This is a genomic window from Nocardioides caeni (assembly GCF_004912195.1).
Classification (GTDB): Bacteria; Actinomycetota; Actinomycetes; order Propionibacteriales; family Nocardioidaceae; genus Nocardioides; species Nocardioides caeni.
Genome location: NZ_STGW01000006.1, coordinates 149,459 through 166,368, shown reverse-complemented (window position 1 = coordinate 166,368; position 16,910 = coordinate 149,459). Strand labels below are relative to the sequence as shown.

The window sequence follows — 16,910 nt, the reverse complement described above, 5'->3', positions numbered from 1 at the left end:
TATCGGTCGAGGGGAGGACGGGACCATGCGCACACCGGGCTCGGGCACGGAGCAGGCGACCGGCCGGCTGCTGCGGCTGGCCGGGCCCACGCCGCTGGTCCGGCGGCTGTCGGTCCAGTCGGTGCTGTCCGCCTTCGGTGACGGCGTCTTCCTCACCGGCAGCGCCGTGTTCTTCACCCAGGTCGTCGGGCTGTCCGCCGCCCAGGTCGGGCTCGGGCTCAGCGTCGCAGGCGCCGTGACCTTCCTGCTCGCCGTACCGCTCGGCAAGGCCAGCGACCGCTTCGGCGCCCGTCGGGTCTGGGCGCTCACCTCGCTGCTGGAGGCGCTCCTCTATCTCGCCTGGCTGGCGGTCGGCGGCTTCGCAGGCTTCCTCGCGGTCCTCGTGGTGCTCCAGGTCGTCACGTCGAGCAGCAAGTCGGCGCGCAACGCCTACCGCTTCGACGTCTTCCCCCGTGAGGAGCGGGTCTCGTCCAACGCCTACTTCCGCGCCGCGCGCAACGTCGGCTACACGTTGGGCGCGGGGCTCGCCGGCATGGCGCTCGCCACCAACAGCGACGACGTGGTCCGGGCCGTCCCCGCCGTCACCGCCGCGCTCCTGCTGCTCAACGCGTGGTGGGTGACGCGCCTGCCGGCGCGGATCGACACCGCCGCCGGCGCCGAGGCGGCCGCAGTCGGTACGGCGCACGAGTCTCCCCTCGAGGACGTCCTCCACGATCCGGGCGACCGCCGCAGCGCCCTGCGCAACCGGGGATATGTCGCGATGTCCGTCCTCGGCGGCATCCTCGGCACGCACCAGGTCCTGCTCAACGTCGTGATCCCACTGTGGCTGGTCGAGGAGACCGACGCGCCGCGGGTCCTGCTGGCGTGGCTGTTCGGCACCAACACCGTGATGGCCGTCGCGCTGCAGGTCGCGGCGGCGCGCGGGATCACCACCGTCGCCCAGTCGTTGCGCGCCCAACGCCGGGGGGCGTACTTCTTCGTCGCCTCCTGCGGCATCGTGCTGGTCACCCACGACACCGTCGGCTGGGTCACGATCGCGCTCGTCTGGATCGGTCATGTCACCGTCACCGGCGCCGAGCTGTTCCAGTCCGCCGGCGAGTGGGGCCTCCAGGCCGAGCTGTCCGACCCGGAGCGTCGCGGCGAGTACCAGGGCGTCGCCCAGCTCGGCTACACGTTGGGCACCGTCTGGGCACCCGCGGCCTACACGTTCCTCGCGATGGAGTGGGGCGCGCAGGGCTGGCTGGTCATCGGGGCCATCGTCGTCGTCGCGGCCGTCGGGATCCATCCGGCCGCGCAGGCAGCCCAACGTCATCTCGACCGGCTCGACCACCTCGACCGGATCGACGGACGGGGCAGCACGACCCCTGCCCCCGGTGACCCGGCCGGACCTGCTTGAATCGGCGGTCATGGCCACACCCGCCCAGTGGATCGCCGGAGCCCGGCTCCGCACACTGCCCGCCGCCGTCGCCCCCGTCGCGATCGGCTCGGCCATCGCGGCGTACGCCGACGAGGCCGTCTGGTGGAAGGCGCTGCTCGCCCTCGTGGTCAGCCTGGCCCTGCAGGTCGCGGTCAACTACGCCAACGACTACTCCGACGGCATCCGCGGCACCGACGACGAGCGGGTCGGTCCGATGCGCCTGGTCGGCTCCGGCGCCGCCACCTCCGCCGCCGTCAAGCGCGCCGCGTTCCTGTCCTTCGGTGTCGCCGGCGTCGCCGGCTTGGCGCTGGCGGCGACGACGGCCTGGTGGCTGGTCGCCGTCGGGCTCGTCTGCGTCCTGGCCGCCTGGTTCTACACCGGTGGCTCCAAGCCCTACGGCTACCTCGGCCTCGGCGAGGTCATGGTCTTCGTGTTCTTCGGGCTCGTCGCCGTGGTCGGCACCACGTGGGTGCAGACCGAGGACTGGGGCGACATCGGCTGGGCATCGGTCGCCGCCGGCGCCGGCGTCGGCGCCCTCGCCTGCGCGATCCTGGTCGCCAACAACCTGCGTGACATCCCCACCGACACCGTCGCGGGCAAGATGACGCTGGCCGTCCGGCTCGGCGACCGACGTACCCGGCTCTTCTACGCCGCCCTGGTGCTGGCGTCCGCGCTCGCGGTCGTCGTGCTGGCGGCCCTCACCACGTGGTGGGCCCTGCTGGGACTGGCATTCCTCGTGCCCGCCGTCGCCGCTGCCCGCATCGTCCTGGGCGGAGCGCAGGGCCCGGCGCTGATCCCGGTGTTGCAGCAGACCGGCATCGCCGAGCTGGGCTGGGCCGTCTTCGCCGGCCTCGGCCTGCTCATCGGCTGACCCCGACGTCCCGGCTGCTTGCGACTCCGGGGAGCGGTCAGTCCCGGTCTTCCTTGGCGCGCATCTCGTCGTACTTCTCCGAGATGCGGCCGGCGCGCCGCTCGACCCGCTGCGCGAAGGCGTTGCGCTGCTGGTCGAGGAAGATCAGCGAGGCGACCCCGCTGAGCAGGAACGCGACGATCATCACGATGAACAGGTTGACCGACTCGTCGTCGATCAGGAACCAGATGCCGAAGACGATGCAGAAGGCCCCGACGAAACGGCCCAGTCGCAGCGCGGTGTAGATCCAGAACTCCTTCCCCGGACCAGCGTAAGTGGGCCGCTCGCGGCACACCGCATCGCCGATTCGCAGGATCGGCCGTGGCACCAACCAGCAGCCGCCTAGTGTGGAGGCGTGAAGCTGCTGCTGGTCGTCGTGATCTTCGCGGCCGCGACCTATCTGGCGATCCGCTGGATGCAGGACCGCGGCGACGGCGGCACGCCCGCACAACGAGGCCCGTCCCGGCCGAAGCCGCCGACCCGCCCGATCGCGCCCGACGACGACGAGACGTTCCTGCGCGACCTCGACTGGCAGCGACGCCGGCACGAGCGGAGAGAGCCGAAGGCTCCCCCGCCCGCCGACCCACCCGAGGCCTGACCCGAGCCCGCACCAAGCGGGTCGGCGCCTGCGGCGCCGGACGGGCGACCCCCGGCGGCGCATCGGGGTGCCCTCGGCTGGAAGCCAGGATCAGCCGGGCACGACGGTGGCCGAGGGCGGGGACCCCGCTCTGCGCCGCCGGGGGTCGACCCGGGAGGCGGACAGGGGGTCAGCCGGTGAGCGGCGGTGCCTCTGCGACGTCGACGACCCGCTCGACGGCGTAGGCGTGCTGGCTGGTGCTGGAGAAGTAGTTGATGCCGATGAAGTTGAACCACAGGGTGCCGAGGCCCACGAGAGCCAGCATGGCCGCCTTGCGGCCCTTCCACCCCGCAGTGGCGCGGGCGTGCAGGTAGCCGGCGTAGACCACCCACGTGATGAAGGCCCAGACCTCCTTGGGGTCCCAGTTCCAGTAGCGCGACCAGGCCTCGTGCGCCCAGATCGGGCCGGTGATCAGGACCGCGAAGGTCCACACCGGGAAGGCGAAGGCGTGCACGCGGTAGGCGAGCTTGTCGAGCCGGTCCAGCGAGGGGACACGGTCGAGCCAGCCCGCGGCCGCGGCGTCCTCGCCCCGCTCGGCGTCGAGGCGCAGGCGGCGGGACTTGACCAGGAACATGATCGAGGCGATCCCGCCGAGCGTGAAGGCTCCGGTGGCGATCACGGCGGAGACGACGTGGATGACCAGCCACGGCGAGTTGAGGGACTCGGCGAGCGGGGCCACCTCGTCGTGCAGCCAGATCACGGCGACCATCAGGACGGTGAGGACGAAGGCGACGACGATCGGCCCCATCCAGGCCAGGGCGAACTTCTTGTAGAGCACCAGATAGAGCAGCGCGACGACGAAGGTGCCCGAGAGGGTGAACTCATACATGTTGCCCCACGGCACCCGGTTGGGGTCCGCGGCCATGCCGCGACCCAGCAGGGACACGAAGTGGATCGCGCAGGCGAGGGCGGTCAGCAGGAAGCCGAGCCGGGTGAGGAAGGCGATCCGCTCACCGCGCCCGGCCGTGGTGTCGGTGACGTCGTCGCCGGCAGTGCCGGCGCCGTCACGCTTCTCGAGGCCGCCGGCGGCGACGAGCGACCGGTCGGCGGCGGGCTGGCGCATCGCGGCCCACTCGGCCAGATGCACCAGCAGTGCGAGGAAGTAGACGACGCCCGCCGCCGCCACCGCCTGGTTGCTGAGGTTCTCCCACGCCGTGTTGCTCACTGCCACTCACTTCCCGCTCGTCGTGTCGGCCGGGTCGGAGCCCAGTCGTGCCAACAGGTCCGCGAGGACCTCGTCCATGTCGCCGTTGCCCGAGCGGTCGAGTACGGCGACCTCGACGCGCGTGCGCGCGCCGCCGCCGTTCATTGTGCCGTCCGTTGCCTGATCGTCCGAGTCGTCGTCCGGCCCACCGGCCCCGGGGGCGGGCAGGGCGGTCGCGCGCACCCAGACCCGGCGGGGGCGGATGAAGAGGGAGGCGCAGAGGCCGATCAGCGCGGCGACGACACCGAGGAGCGCGATGCCCTTGCCGGGCGTCTGGCTGATCTGGACGCGGATCCACGGGTCGACGCGCTCGAAGGTGACCGTGCCGAGACCGTCGCCGAGCTCGACGGTGTCGCCGAGCTGGAGGTCGACGCGCTGCTGCTTGCCGTCCTCGTCCTCGATGGGGGTGGCGCCGGACTTGTCGAGGACGTAGACCGACTGCGAGGTGCCCGAGTCGAGCCCGAGGTCGCCGGTCCACGCGAGCATCGACAGGGTCGGGTTGAGGTCGTCGCCGACGAGCGTGGTCGGGTTGCCGTCGCTCATGATGAAGGTCGGGTAGAAGAGGCCCTCGAGCGCGATCTGTTGCGGCTGCGCCGTGGGGACCTTGACGACCCCGAAGGAGAGGAAGGACGCGTCCTGCGGCAGGAAGGGCGTCGGGCCCGTGTAGACGATCTCGCCGGTCGCGTCGCGCACGGTGATGACGGGCGCGTAGCCGTGCCCGATGAGGAAGACGTCGGTGCCGTCGAGCTCGAGCGGGTGGTTGACGCGGAGGTCGTACTGCTGCTCCTCTCCGTCGCCGACGCGATAGGTCAGGTCGGCCTCGAACTTGCGGGCCTGACCCTTGCGGGGACCCTCCATCAGCCAGTCGACGTTGAACTCGTCGACGGAGAAACGGAAGTTCTTCATCTGCTCGGCGCGAAAGAGGCCGCCGGGCTTGAAGTCGTCGTACTGGGTGAGGTTGTTGCTGAAGGTGGTGCCCTCGACGATGATCACGCCGCCCTGGTAGCCCCACAGGCCGCCCATGGCGAAGCCGGCGAGCACGACGAGGACGGAGAGGTGGAAGAGCAGGTTGCCGGCCTCGCGCAGGTAGCCGCGCTCGGCGGCGACGTGATCCACCGTGTCGTCGCCGGAGGAGCGCAGGCGGTGGCGGCGGCCGAGCGTGGTGCGGGCCAGGGCCAGCACGTCGTCGGGCGACAGGTCGGTCTCGTACGTCGCGTGGACGGGCATCCGCGCGAGGTTGCGCGGGGCTGCGGGCGGCTGGGCCCGCATCCCCCGGAAGTAGACGAACAGGCGCGGCACGATGCAGCCGACGAGCGAGAGCACGAGCAGCAGGTAGATGGCCGAGAACCACACGGAGCTGTAGACCGAGAAGAGGTCGAGGCGCTCGTAGACGGGCGTGAGCTTGGTGTGCTCGGCCTTCCAGCGGGTGACGGCGAGGGAGTCGACGCCCTGCTGGGGGATGACGGATCCGGGGATGGCGGCGAGCGCGAGGAGCAGCAGGAGCAGCAGGGCGGTCCGCATGGAGGTGACCTGGCGCCAGGTCCAGCGCAGCAGCTCGCGGGCGGTCAGCTCACCGGGGCGGCGGTCGGGGGTGCTCACAGGGCGGTTTCTCCGAACTCGGTGGTCCGCAGCTGGGCCCATTGCACGACGTGGTCCCACCAGCCGGTGAGCATCAGCACGCCGATGAGGACGAGGAAGGCGCCACCGACCCGCATGAAGGTGGCCTGGTGGCGTCGTACCCAGCCGAGCGCTCCGGCGAGACGCCCGTAGGCGACGGCGACGGCGATGAACGGCAGCCCGAGCCCGAGGGCGTAGGAGAGCGCGAGGAGTCCGCCGCGGCTCGCGGTCGCGCCGTCCTGGAAGGTGAGGCCGAGGATGACGCCGAACGTCGGGCCGACGCAGGGCGTCCAGCCGATCGCGAACAGGGCGCCGATGAAGGGCGCGGCGCCGATCCCGACGGCCGGGATGCGGTGGAAGCGGACGTCGCGCTGGAACCAGGACAGGGCGCCGGCGAAGACCAGGCCCATCACGATGAGCAGCAGGCCGAGGGCCACCTCCAGCTCGTCCTGCCAGCGGCGCAGGGAGAGCCCGATCGAGCCGAACGCCGTGCCGTAGACGACGAAGACGAGGGCGAAGCCGAGGACGAAGAGCGACGATCCGAGGAGCATGCGCCCCCGCCGGCGGTCGGCCTCACCCGCGGCGAGGTCGGCGCCGGACAGGCCGGTCGTGTAGGAGAGGTAGCCGGGGAGGAGCGGCAGGACGCACGGGGAGAAGAAGGAGACCAGCCCGGCGATCATGGCCACCGGCACGGCGAGCCCGAGGGCCCCGACCGCTGCCTGCTCCTGGAACCACTCACCCATCGTCAGTCAGCGTTCTCCGCGAGGACGTCCTCGACGAGCGTGGTGAGAGTGCTCTTCGACGGCACGGGTCCGTTCATCAGCGCAGCGACCCGTCCCTCGCGGTCGAGGACCAGGGTGGCGGGCATCGACGGCGGGGCGAACGACCCGAGCTCGAGCAGGGTCTCGCTGCCGGGGTCGTAGAGCGAGGGGTAGTCGACGCCGCGGTCCCGCTCGAAGGCCGCGGCCGTCTCGGGCGCGAGGTCACGGATGTTGATGCCGACAAAGGAGACCTCGTCCGGGTGGTCACGGACCAGCTCGTCCTCGGCCTGCACCAGCATCGGCATCTCGGTGCGGCAGGGACCACAGCCGGACCACCAGACGTTGATGACGACGACCTGACCGCGCAGGTCGGTGAGGTGGAGCCGCTCGCCCTGGATGGTGTCGCCGCTGATCTCGACCGCAGCCTCCCGGTCGTCGATCGCGACCTCGACGACCTGTCCCTCGCCGGGGACGTAGTCGAGGTCGCCGGTGCTGCCGACATCGGAGCATCCCGACGCCAGCAGCGCTGCGGTCAGCGCGCCGGCGAGGGCGCGCCACGGACGTGCCATTACTGCGGCGTCCCCTCCGGCTTGTTCTCCTCCGGCGCGTCACCGGCCGAGAACGGCGCGGCGATGTCGCCGGTCGGGATCAGGTCGATCGCAGGCTCGGCGTAGGAGATCGCGACGAGCTCCTCGCCGGCGAAGCCGAAGGACGTGATCGAGCAAAGGGTGCACTGGCGCTTGCGGGGGTCGTGCAGGAAGGACCGCTTCTCCGCCGCCAGACGGGTGGTCCAGATCGGCAGCTGGTGGGAGACCAGCACGGCCTCGTGGCCCTCGGCGTCGCGACGGGCGTCGTGGACGGCCGCCATCATCCGCGTCACGATCGCGCGATAGGGCTCACCCCACGACGGCTTGAAGGGGTTGTAGAGGTGGCGCCACAGCAGCGGGTTGCGCAGTGCGTTGTTGCCCTTGCCGAAGGTCAGGCCCTCGAAGCGGTTGGTCGACTCCAGCACACGGGGCTCGACGCCGATCTCGAGTCCGAGTCGCTCGGCCAACGGGGCGGCGGTCTCCCGGGCCCGCTCCAGCGGGGAGGAGCGCAGGACGGTGATGTCGTTGCCGCCGAGGTGCTCGCCCACCCGGTCGGCCATCGCCCGACCGCGGTCGGAGAGATGGAAGCCGTCGCGGCGGCCGTAGAGGACGCCCTGCGGGTTGTGGACCTCGCCGTGGCGGACGAGGTGGACGATCGTGTCGGGGGTCATGGCTCAGGCCTTCCCGCTGGTGGAGGCGGCCGCCGCGATCCGCGCGGCCTCGGGGAGCGCGTCGAGCACGTGCTGGACGGCGCGGTCGTCGTGGGATCCGGACACGAACCACGCCTCGTAGGCCGACGGCGGCAGGTGCACGCCGCGGTCGAGCATGGCGTGGAAGAAGGCGCCGTAGGCCGCGACGTCGGTGGTCTGCGCCTCGGCGTAGTCGGTGACCGCGGAGTCGGTGAGGAACACCGAGAACATGGACCCGGTCGACTGGATGACGAACGGCACGCCGGCTGCCGTGAACGCGTCGGTGGCGCCGGCCCGCAGCGCGTCGGCGACGACGTCGAGGCGGTCGTAGACCTCGGGGGTCGCCGCCTCGAGGGTCGCGAGGCCGGCGGCGGTCGCGACCGGATTGCCCGACAGCGTGCCGGCTTGATAGACGGGCCCCTCGGGCGCGAGGTGGGCCATGACGGCGGCACGACCGCCGAACGCGGCGGCGGGGAAGCCCCCACCCATGACCTTGCCGAAGGTCATCAGGTCGGGCACCCAGCCCTCGACCGCGCCGTCCAGTCCCCACTGTCCCTGCGGCGAGGCACGGAAGCCGGTCATCACCTCGTCGCTGATGAACAGGGCGCCGTGGGCGCGGCAGGTCTCGGCGAGGAAGGCGTTGAAGCCCTGGCCGTCGACGACGGCGGGCGGCACGACACCCATGTTGCCGGGCGCCGCCTCGGTGATGAGGCAGGCGATCCGGTCGCCGTGCTCGGCGAAGGCGGCCGTGACGGCGGCCCGGTCGTTGTAGGGCAGCACGAGCGTGAGCTCGGTGGAGCTGGCGGGCACCCCCGGCGTACCGGGGATGGAGAAGGTCGTCAGGCCGGAGCCCGCCGCGGCGAGCAGCGAGTCGACGTGGCCGTGGTAGCAGCCGGCGAACTTCACGACGACGTCGCGGCCGGTGAAGCCGCGGGCCAGCCGGATGGCGGACATGGTCGCTTCGGTGCCGGAGGAGACCAGGCGCAGCCGCTCGACCGGGGTGCGGGCGACGATCGCCTCGACGAGGGCGACCTCGCCCTCCGTGGGCGTGCCGTAGGAGGAGCCGCGGGCGATGGCGGCCGTGACGGCCTCGACGACGGCGGGGTGCGCGTGCCCGAGCAGCATCGGACCCCAGGAGCAGATCAGGTCGACGTAGTCGTTGCCGTCGACGTCGGTCAGCCACGGCCCGGCCGCCGAACGGATGAAGCGAGGGGTGCCGCCGACGGCGTTGAAGGCCCGGACCGGCGAGTTCACCCCGCCGGGGGTGACGGCGCGGGCCCGGGCGAAGAGCGCTTCGGATCCGGACGTCAGCGGGGCGGCCGCCTGCGCGGGCCGGCCAGGGGTGTCGGGCACCGCGCCATTGTCACCGATCGGACCCAACGAACCCCCATCGGGGACCACGCGGAGAGTGGCCGACCGGGCCTTTTGTGTGCCGGCGACAGGACATTGTCCCGAAGTCTGGTCCGGATCATGTGACACCCGTAACGCCGGTGTGTCACGATTCGTTGTCCAGGTGTCGCGCCAGCGAGGCAACCACACGGTCGTCCCGGCGACGCGGACGCAGGTGGGAGCTAGAGGGAGCGGCCCACACGAGAGATCGGCCCTGTGGGCCAGGGGAGAGAGACAGGACATGACGAGGAAGCGTTTGGGGCGGCTGCAACGCGTCGCCACGATCATTCCGCTCGCCCTGCTGTCGGCGGCCTGGACGGCATCCGTTGCCGGTATCGGAAGCGTCGCGGCACCGGTGGTCGCCGCTGAGGCGCCCGGCCAGGTGACGGACGGCACGAGCGTGCCCGAGGACTCCATCGACGACCCGGCCAGCCTGTCGGACCCGTTGGCGGTCGAGGGCCTCAACGGCGGCAACGAGGCGGGCATCGTCTCCGCGGCGTCGACCAACGCGATCCCGGCGGCCGCCCTGGCGGCCTACCAGCGGGCCGAGACGGTCATCAACTCCGCCGACGAGTCGTGCAACCTCACCTGGCAGCTCATCGCCGCCATCGGTCGGGTCGAGTCCAACCACGGCCGCTTCGGCGGCAACGTCCTCAACGACGACGGCGTGGCGACCCCGGGCATCTACGGCATCGCACTCGACGGGTCCAACAACACCCAGGAGATCGCGGACACCGACGCCGGCGTCTACGACAACGACCCGACGTGGGACCGCGCGGTCGGCCCGATGCAGTTCATCCCCTCGACCTGGCAGGTCGTGGGCGTGGACGCCGACGACGACGCCACCCGCAACCCGCAGGACATCGACGACGCGGCGCTGGCTGCCGCGGTCTACCTCTGCTCCGGTGACGGCGACCTCTCCGCGGTCGTCGGCCAGCGGGCCGCGGTCTACCGCTACAACCACAGCCAGGACTACGTCGACCTGGTCCTCAAGATCATGAACGCCTACCTCGAGGGCGACTTCACCTCCGTGCCCAACAACTCCACGGCCGCGGGCTACGTCGTCCCCGAGCCGCCGGACTTCGCGGTCAACGGTCCGCGCAACAACAACAACGGTGGCGGCAACCTCTCCAACGGTGGTGGCACCAGCAACGGTGGCGGCTCCACCGGCGGCGGCTCGACCGGCGGCGGCTCGACCGACGGCGGCACCGACGGTGGCGGCACCGATGGCGGCGGCACCGACGGTGGCGGCACCCCGAACGTGCCCGACCCGGTCAAGGAGACCGCCGACAAGGTCAAGGAGACGGTCGAGACCGTCGACGAGGGCCTGGGCACCGTGACCTCCAACCTGATCGGCGGCCTGCTCGGCCCGCTGACCAAGGCCGAGGCGAAGGAGGAGTGCCTGGCGGCATTCCCGAAGCTCACGCAGAGCCTGCAGCTCCTCAACTGCCTGCTCAGCTACGGCATCTGATCGACGCAGCTCAACGAGAGAGGCCCCGGACTTCGGTCCGGGGCCTCTCTCGATTTCTGCCCGCCGGTCGTTGAGGTGCGAGGAGCACCAGCGACGAGCACAACCAGCGGTCAGCGCAGGAATGCAGCCGCCTCGGTCGCCCAGTAGGTGAGGATCATGTCGGCGCCGGCCCGTCGGATCGCGGTGAGCGTCTCGAGGATCGCGGGCTCCCGGTCGATCCAGCCGTTGGCGGCCGCGGCCTCGACCATGGCGTACTCCCCCGAGATGTTGTAGGCCGCGACCGGGACACCGACCTCTCCCGCGGCGTCGGCGACCCGGCGCAGGACGTCGAGGTAGGCGAGCGCCGGCTTCACCATGACGATGTCCGCGCCCTCCTCGATGTCCAGCAGCGCCTCACGAACGCCCTCGCGCGCGTTGCGGGCATCCTGCTGGTAGGTCCGGCGGTCGCCCTGCAGCGAGCTGTCCACCGCCTCGCGGAAGGGCCCGTAGAAGGCGGAGGCGTACTTCGCGGAGTAGGCGAGGATGCCGACGTCCTCGTGTCCGGCTCCGTCGAGGGCGGCGCGGACGACCGCGACCTGGCCGTCCATCATCCCGCTCGGTCCGACGAGGCCCGCGCCCGCCGCGGCCTGGACGCGCGCCATCTCGGCGTACCGCTCCAGGGTGGCGTCGTTGTCCACCCGTCCTGCGGCGTCCAGGACGCCGCAGTGGCCGTGGTCGGTGAACTCGTCGAGGCACAGGTCGCCCATCACCACGAGGGCGTCGCCGACCTCGGCGACGACGTCGGCGATCGCGAGGTTGAGGATGCCGTCGGGGTCGGTCGCACCGCTGCCGCTGGCGTCCTTGCGCTCGGGGACCCCGAAGAGCATCACGCCGCGCAGGCCCGCCTCTGCGGCCTCGGCCGCAGCCTTGCGCAGCGAGTCGCGGGAGTGCTGGACCACACCGGGCATCGAGCTGATCGGGACGGGCTCGCCGGCCCCCTCCCGCACGAACATCGGCAGCACCAGCTGGCGCGCCGCCAGCTCGGTCTCGGCCACCAGGTCCCGCATCGCCGGGGTCGTGCGGAGGCGACGGGGGCGGACGACCGGACGCTGGATGTCGCTCATGGAGCCATCCTAGTTTTCTTGCCGTCCCCGGTGGTTGAGGTGCCGCGAGCGCCAGCGAGTGGCCTCGAAACCACCGGGCGAACCTCGACGAGGTCCGCCCGGCGTGTTTCGACGCGGCCGTCGCTCCTGTCGCTGGTCGAGTAGCCGTGGAGCGAGGAACGAGCGCAACGGCGTATCGAGACCGGCTCAGCTGGTCTCGATACGCGCCTGACGACCTCGCAAGCTCGGTCGTCGCGCTACTCGACCTCCCGTCGTCATCTGCGAGTTCGCAAGCTCACTCGCAGCGACGTGATCAGGCCTTCTTGCGGCGCGAGCTGGGCTTGCGGTCGCTCGGCTTGGTGACGGGGTCACCGGCCTCGACCATCGCGGCGCGACGGTCGGCGCCGAAGCCGGCGAGGGCCTCGACGAGCAGCTCGACGTCGGGCTTGGGGGCCATGACGTCGACCCGCAGGCCGTGCTCCTCGGCCGTCTTGGCGGTGGCGGGGCCGATGACGGCGATCACCGTCGACGCGTGCGGCTTGCCGGCGATGCCGACCAGGTTGCGCACGGTCGAGGACGACGTGAAGACGACGGCGTCGAACTTGCCGGTCTTGATCGCGTCGCGCACCGGCGCCGGCGGCGGCGCCGCCCGGACCGTGCGGTAGGCGGTGACGTCGTCGCACTCCCAGCCGAGGTCGATCAGGCCCGCGACGAGGTTCTCCGTCGCGATGTCGGCACGGGGCAGGAAGACCCGGTTGATGGGGTCGAGCTGCTCGTCGTACTCGGGCCAGTCCTCGAGGAGACCGGCCGCGGACTGCTCGCCCGACGGGACGAGGTCGGCGCGCAGGCCCCAGTCGGCGATGGCCTGGGCGGTCTTGTCCCCGACAGCGGCGATCTTGAGGCCCGAGAAGGCGCGGGCGTCGAGACCGTACTCCTCGAACTTCTCGCGAACCGCCTTCACGGCGTTGACCGACGTGAACGCGATCCACTCGTAGCGGCCCTCGACCAGGCCACGCACGGCCTTGTCCATCTGCTGCGGGTTGCGCGGCGGCTCGACGGAGATCGTCGGCACCTCCTCCGGCACGCCGCCGAACTCGCGCAGGCGCGTCGACAGCGACGCCGACTGCTCCTTGGTGCGCGGCACCAGCACGCGCCAGCCGAACAGCGGCTTGGTCTCGAACCACGACAGCTTCTCGCGGAGGTCGACGACGGCGCCGATGACCGTGATGGCGGGCGGCGCGATCCGGGCGGCCCGGGCGTCGGCGGCGATCCGCTCCAGCGTCGAGGTGACCGTCTGCTGCTCGGTGGTCGTGCCGACGCGGGTCATCGCCACGGGCGTCTCCGGGGAGCGGCCGATCGCGATGAGCTGCTTGGCGATCTCGCCGATCTGGCCGACGGCCGAGAGCAGGACCAGGGTCGGGGTGTCGGCGTAGCGGCTCCAGTCGACCTTCTCGCCACACGTCACGACCGCCACCTCGCGGTGGTCCTTGGTGGTCAGCGGGATGCCGGCGTAGGCCGGGACCGCACCCACCGACGAGACGCCCGGCACGACCTCGAAGCCGTAGCCCGCCTTGGCGACGGCCTGCGCCTCCTCCGGACCCGAGGCGTAGAGGAACGGGTCACCGCCGAGCAGGCGGACCACGCGCAGGCCGCGCTTGGCCTGCTTGACGACGACCTTCGCGCGGGCGGCGTGGGTCAGCGGTTGGCCGTCCTCGCCGAACCCGCCGTCGATCATCTCGGGGCCTGCGTCCTCGGCGTCGACCTCACCGGCGACCGCGGCACGGCTGCGGACGACGGCGACGAGGTCGGCGTGACCGGGGTCCTCGGTGATGACGACGTCGGCGTCCTCGATGAGCCTGACGGCGCGCACTGTCAGCAGGTCGGGGTCGCCGGGGCCCGTGCCGACGAAGGACACGCCTCCGGGCTGAGTGGGGGCGGCCGTCGTGGCGGGAGTCGGGGCAGCCGTCCGGGCTGTCGTGGCTCGCGTCATGGGTGGTGCACCTCTGCAGATCGTGCGGATGGGTGGGCAGCCGGACCCGGGGAGTCCTGGTCCGGCGAGGTGTCGTTCATCAACTCGGCAGCGCCCTCCGCGAGGAGCTCGGACGCGAGTGCGTCACCGAGTGCCTGCGCTGCCTCCGGCCAGGTGGCCGGGTCGTCGTCGAGCGTGGTCGACGCCGAGCGTCGTACGGCGAGGGCGCCGTCCTCCGAGAGGGCGATCGCCCGCAGCCACAGCTCCGGGCCCTCCTCGCCCTCGGCGAGCTCGGCGAGCGCCCCGATCGGGGCCGAGCAGCCACCCTCGAGGGTCGCCAGCGCGGCGCGCTCGGCGACGACGGCGGCGCGGGTGCCCGGGTCGTCCAGCTGGGCCAGCAGCGCCAGCGCCTCGGCGTCGTCGCTGCGGCACTCGACGGCCAGGGCGCCCTGCCCGGGGGCGGAGAGCACCTGGAGCGGGTCGAGGACCTCGGTGACCTCGTCGAGCCGGCCGAGCCGGGCCAGGCCCGCGCGGGCGAGAACGACGGCGTCGTACTCCCCGGAGCGGACCTTGCCGATCCGGGTGTCGACGTTGCCGCGCAGACCGGTCACCTCGACGCCCAGTCCGAGGGCGTGGATCTGCGCGACGCGACGCGGGGAGCCGGTGCCGACGATGCTGCCGGGGGGCAGCTCACCGAGCGTCAGCCCGTCGCGGGCGACGACGACGTCACGGGGGTCCTCGCGCAACGGGATCGCGGCGAGGGTGATGCCGTCGGCGGGGGCGGTGGGCAGGTCCTTGAGCGAGTGCACGGCGACGTCGACCTCGCCGGCCAGCAGCGCCTCACGCAACGCGCTCACGAACACGCCGACGGACGAGCTGCCGGCGAGCGGGATGCCGCTGGCCTGGCTGCGATCGCCGTCGGTGGTGATCTCGACGAGCTCGGTCAGGACGCCGGTGCGCTCGGTGAGTGCGTCGGCGACGTGGCCGCTCTGCGTGGTGGCGAGCGCGCTGCGGCGGGTGCCGACCTTGAGCGTGCGCGTGGTGCGGGTGGTGGTCGTCATGCGCCCGCCTCCTCGACGCCGACGGGACGGGTCACGGCGTCGACGGCCTCGGGGTCGAGCGCGAACAGCTCGGCGAGCGCGGCGGCGTAGGAGACGGCGCCCTGCTCGTTGGCGAGCTCCTTGACCCGGACCGTCGGCTCGTGGAGCAGCTTGTCGGCGACGCGGCGCACGGTGTGGCGGATCTCCTCGCGAAGCTCGGCGTCGAGGTGCGGCAGACGGCTCTCGAGCCGGGTCATCTCGGCGTCGACGACGGCGGTGGCCATCGACCGCAGCGCGACGACGGTCGGGGTGACACTCGCCTGGCGACGGGCGGCGAGGAAGGCCGTGACCTCCTCGCCGAGGATCCGGCGGACCTCCTGGACCTCGCGGCCGGTCTCGCCTCCCTGGAGCAGCTCGGCCAGCTCGGCGAGGCCGACCAGGGTGACCCCGGCAGCGTCGGGGACGTCGCGAGCGATGTCGTGCGGCAGGGCCAGGTCGATGAGGGCGACGGGCCGCTCCCCCAGCCCGGCGCGGGCGGCCTCGACCAGGGAGCGGTCGATGACGGTGGCCGACGAGCCGGTGCAGCTGATCACGATGTCGGCGCGGCCGATCTCCTCGCGCAGGTCCGCGAAGGTCGCAGGCCGGCCCTGGTAGAGGTCGGCCAGGCGCTGGGCCCGCTCGGGCGAGCGGTTGACGACGACCAGGTCGGCGGCACCGAGGCGGTAGGCGGTCGCCGCGGCGAGGCCGGCCATGGCCCCGGCGCCGACCACGACGACGTACTTGCCGGCGACCGGGCCGACGGCGGACCTGGTCTGGTCGAGCGCGGCGCTCACCAGCGTCGGGGCGACCTGGTCGATCTCGGTCTCGGCGCGGGTCCGCTTGCCGACGCGGAGTGCCTGCTGGAAGAGCAGGTTGAGGGCGGGACCGACCGTGCCGAGCTCCTGGCCGCGGCGCAGCGCCTCACGGGTCTGGCCGAGGATCTGGCCCTCGCCGACGGCCATGGAGTCGAGTCCGGCGGCCACCTGGAAGAGGTGCGAGATCGCGCCGTCGTCGTAGTGGACGTAGAGGTGCGGGAGCATCGCCTCGGTCGTCTGCCCGGCCCGGTCGACCAGGAGCCGCGAGATCTGCTCGATGCTGCCGTGGAAGCGCTCGACCTCGGTGTAGATCTCGAGCCGGTTGCAGGTGGCGATGACCGTCGCCTCGCTGACGTGCTCGCAGGCCGCGGCGTCGGCGATCAGCTTGTGGACACCGTCGCCGTCGAGCGCGACCTTCTCCAGCAACGCCATCGGCGCGGAGTTGTGGGAGATCCCCACGACCAGAACACTCATGCGGCACCCCCGTCAGCCGGGGCGTTCGAGGCGCCGCCGGCCTTGCGCTGCTCGTGGTAGGCGAGGATCTGCAGCTCGATGGACAGGTCGACCTTGCGGACGTCGACGCCGTCGGGCACCGACAGCACGGCCGGCGCGAAGTTGAGGATGCTGGTGATGCCGACCGCGACCATCCGGTCGGCGACGTCCTGCGCGGCGAAGGCGGGCGTGGCGATGACACCGATGGCGACGCCGTGCTCGCGCACGATCGGCTCCAGCTCGTCGAACGGCTGGACGGCGACGCCGGCGACACTCTGCCCGATCAGCGTGGAGTCGGCGTCGAGCAGCGCGACGACCCGGAAACCGCGGCTTCGGAAGCCCGAGAAGTTGGCGAGGGCGTGCCCGAGGTTTCCGATGCCGACGATGACGACCGGCCAGTCCTGGGTGACGCCGATCTCGCGGGCGATCTGGTAGCGCAGGTAGTCGACGTCGTAGCCGACGCCGCGGGTGCCATAGCTGCCGAGGTAGGACAGGTCCTTGCGGAGCTTGGCGCTGTTGACGCCGGCGGCGGTCGCGAGGTCCTCGCTGGAGCACGTGCGGATCCCGCTGTCGGCCAGCGCCGTCAGCGCCCGCAGGTAGACGGGCAGGCGGGCGACCGTGGCCTCCGGGATGACCCGGGTGGCGTCCGTCGAACTCCGTGTGGTCACAGCTCCACTTTCCAGCCTCGGCCAGCCGTTCGGTGGGGCCCAGGCTCGATCACTGTAGGAGTTTGTGAATCTGCGAACCAAATTGGACAGAGGGGCCCTTCACCTGCTTGGGGAGGGCCGTGG

16 protein-coding genes are annotated in these 16,910 nt (G+C 72.0%); 4 read left to right on the top strand and 12 right to left on the bottom strand.

The window, feature by feature from the left end; translation table 11 throughout:
- Positions 1-25 precede the first annotated feature (25 nt).
- On the top strand, positions 26-1,396 hold the full coding sequence (locus E9934_RS11455; RefSeq protein WP_136563013.1) for an MFS transporter: 1,371 nt from the start codon (positions 26-28) through the stop codon (positions 1,394-1,396).
- A gap of 10 nt (positions 1,397-1,406) precedes the next feature.
- Entirely contained in the window at positions 1,407-2,288 is an 882-nt protein-coding gene (locus tag E9934_RS11450; RefSeq protein ID WP_136563012.1) for a 1,4-dihydroxy-2-naphthoate polyprenyltransferase, read from the top strand.
- A 37-nt stretch (positions 2,289-2,325) separates the two neighbouring features.
- On the opposite strand, the gene E9934_RS20265 is transcribed toward E9934_RS11450, so the two are convergent.
- Positions 2,326-2,655 carry a DUF4229 domain-containing protein gene (locus E9934_RS20265; RefSeq protein WP_238694914.1) on the bottom strand — a complete coding sequence of 110 codons (330 nt, stop codon included), beginning with the start codon at positions 2,653-2,655 and terminating at the stop codon, positions 2,326-2,328.
- Positions 2,656-2,682: 27 nt separating this feature from the next.
- Between E9934_RS20265 and E9934_RS20260 the strand changes: the two genes are divergently transcribed.
- Complete coding sequence (locus tag E9934_RS20260) at positions 2,683-2,925, top strand: hypothetical protein (RefSeq protein WP_238694913.1); 243 nt, start codon at positions 2,683-2,685, stop codon at positions 2,923-2,925.
- A gap of 169 nt (positions 2,926-3,094) precedes the next feature.
- On the opposite strand, the gene ccsB is transcribed toward E9934_RS20260, so the two are convergent.
- From ccsB to hemL, 6 genes are read right to left on the bottom strand one after another with little or no spacing between them, the layout of a single operon-like run.
- The gene (ccsB, locus tag E9934_RS11440; protein ID WP_238694912.1) at positions 3,095-4,135 is read right to left on the bottom strand and encodes a c-type cytochrome biogenesis protein CcsB; all 1,041 of its coding nucleotides are present in this window, start codon (positions 4,133-4,135) and stop codon (positions 3,095-3,097) included.
- Positions 4,136-5,767, bottom strand: a complete 1,632-nt coding sequence (resB, locus tag E9934_RS11435; protein WP_238694911.1) for a cytochrome c biogenesis protein ResB — start codon at positions 5,765-5,767, stop codon at positions 4,136-4,138. It abuts the gene before it with no gap.
- Positions 5,764-6,528 (bottom strand): cytochrome c biogenesis CcdA family protein, encoded by a 765-nt coding sequence (locus E9934_RS11430; protein WP_136563009.1) that lies wholly within the window; start codon positions 6,526-6,528, stop codon positions 5,764-5,766. The genes resB and E9934_RS11430 overlap by 4 nt, the downstream gene beginning before the upstream one ends.
- A gap of 2 nt (positions 6,529-6,530) precedes the next feature.
- Positions 6,531-7,115 carry a TlpA family protein disulfide reductase gene (locus E9934_RS11425; protein ID WP_136563008.1) on the bottom strand — a complete coding sequence of 195 codons (585 nt, stop codon included), beginning with the start codon at positions 7,113-7,115 and terminating at the stop codon, positions 6,531-6,533.
- Positions 7,115-7,804: a histidine phosphatase family protein gene (locus tag E9934_RS11420; RefSeq protein ID WP_136563007.1), complete on the bottom strand. Its 690-nt coding sequence runs from the start codon at positions 7,802-7,804 to the stop codon at positions 7,115-7,117. The genes E9934_RS11425 and E9934_RS11420 overlap by 1 nt, the downstream gene beginning before the upstream one ends.
- Before the next feature lie 3 nt (positions 7,805-7,807).
- Positions 7,808-9,175: a glutamate-1-semialdehyde 2,1-aminomutase gene (gene hemL / locus E9934_RS11415; RefSeq protein WP_238694910.1), complete on the bottom strand. Its 1,368-nt coding sequence runs from the start codon at positions 9,173-9,175 to the stop codon at positions 7,808-7,810.
- A 277-nt stretch (positions 9,176-9,452) separates the two neighbouring features.
- On the opposite strand from hemL, the gene E9934_RS11410 reads away from it, so the two are divergent.
- Positions 9,453-10,682 (top strand): lytic transglycosylase domain-containing protein, encoded by a 1,230-nt coding sequence (locus E9934_RS11410; protein ID WP_193556898.1) that lies wholly within the window; start codon positions 9,453-9,455, stop codon positions 10,680-10,682.
- Positions 10,683-10,792: 110 nt separating this feature from the next.
- Here the strand turns inward: E9934_RS11410 and hemB are convergent, their stop codons facing one another.
- The 5 genes from hemB to E9934_RS11385 all read right to left on the bottom strand — a co-directional run bounded on the left by hemB (position 10,793) and on the right by E9934_RS11385 (position 16,787).
- On the bottom strand, positions 10,793-11,785 hold the full coding sequence (gene hemB / locus E9934_RS11405; RefSeq protein ID WP_136563005.1) for a porphobilinogen synthase: 993 nt from the start codon (positions 11,783-11,785) through the stop codon (positions 10,793-10,795).
- A gap of 292 nt (positions 11,786-12,077) precedes the next feature.
- Positions 12,078-13,754 (bottom strand): bifunctional uroporphyrinogen-III C-methyltransferase/uroporphyrinogen-III synthase, encoded by a 1,677-nt coding sequence (locus E9934_RS11400; protein WP_136563004.1) that lies wholly within the window; start codon positions 13,752-13,754, stop codon positions 12,078-12,080.
- Positions 13,751-14,794 carry a hydroxymethylbilane synthase gene (hemC, locus tag E9934_RS11395; RefSeq protein ID WP_136563003.1) on the bottom strand — a complete coding sequence of 348 codons (1,044 nt, stop codon included), beginning with the start codon at positions 14,792-14,794 and terminating at the stop codon, positions 13,751-13,753. The genes E9934_RS11400 and hemC overlap by 4 nt, the downstream gene beginning before the upstream one ends.
- The gene (locus tag E9934_RS11390) at positions 14,791-16,101 is read right to left on the bottom strand and encodes a glutamyl-tRNA reductase (RefSeq protein WP_136563002.1); all 1,311 of its coding nucleotides are present in this window, start codon (positions 16,099-16,101) and stop codon (positions 14,791-14,793) included. The genes hemC and E9934_RS11390 overlap by 4 nt, the downstream gene beginning before the upstream one ends.
- Entirely contained in the window at positions 16,098-16,787 is a 690-nt protein-coding gene (locus E9934_RS11385) for a redox-sensing transcriptional repressor Rex (protein ID WP_136563001.1), read from the bottom strand. The genes E9934_RS11390 and E9934_RS11385 overlap by 4 nt, the downstream gene beginning before the upstream one ends.
- Positions 16,788-16,910: the final 123 nt, after the last annotated feature.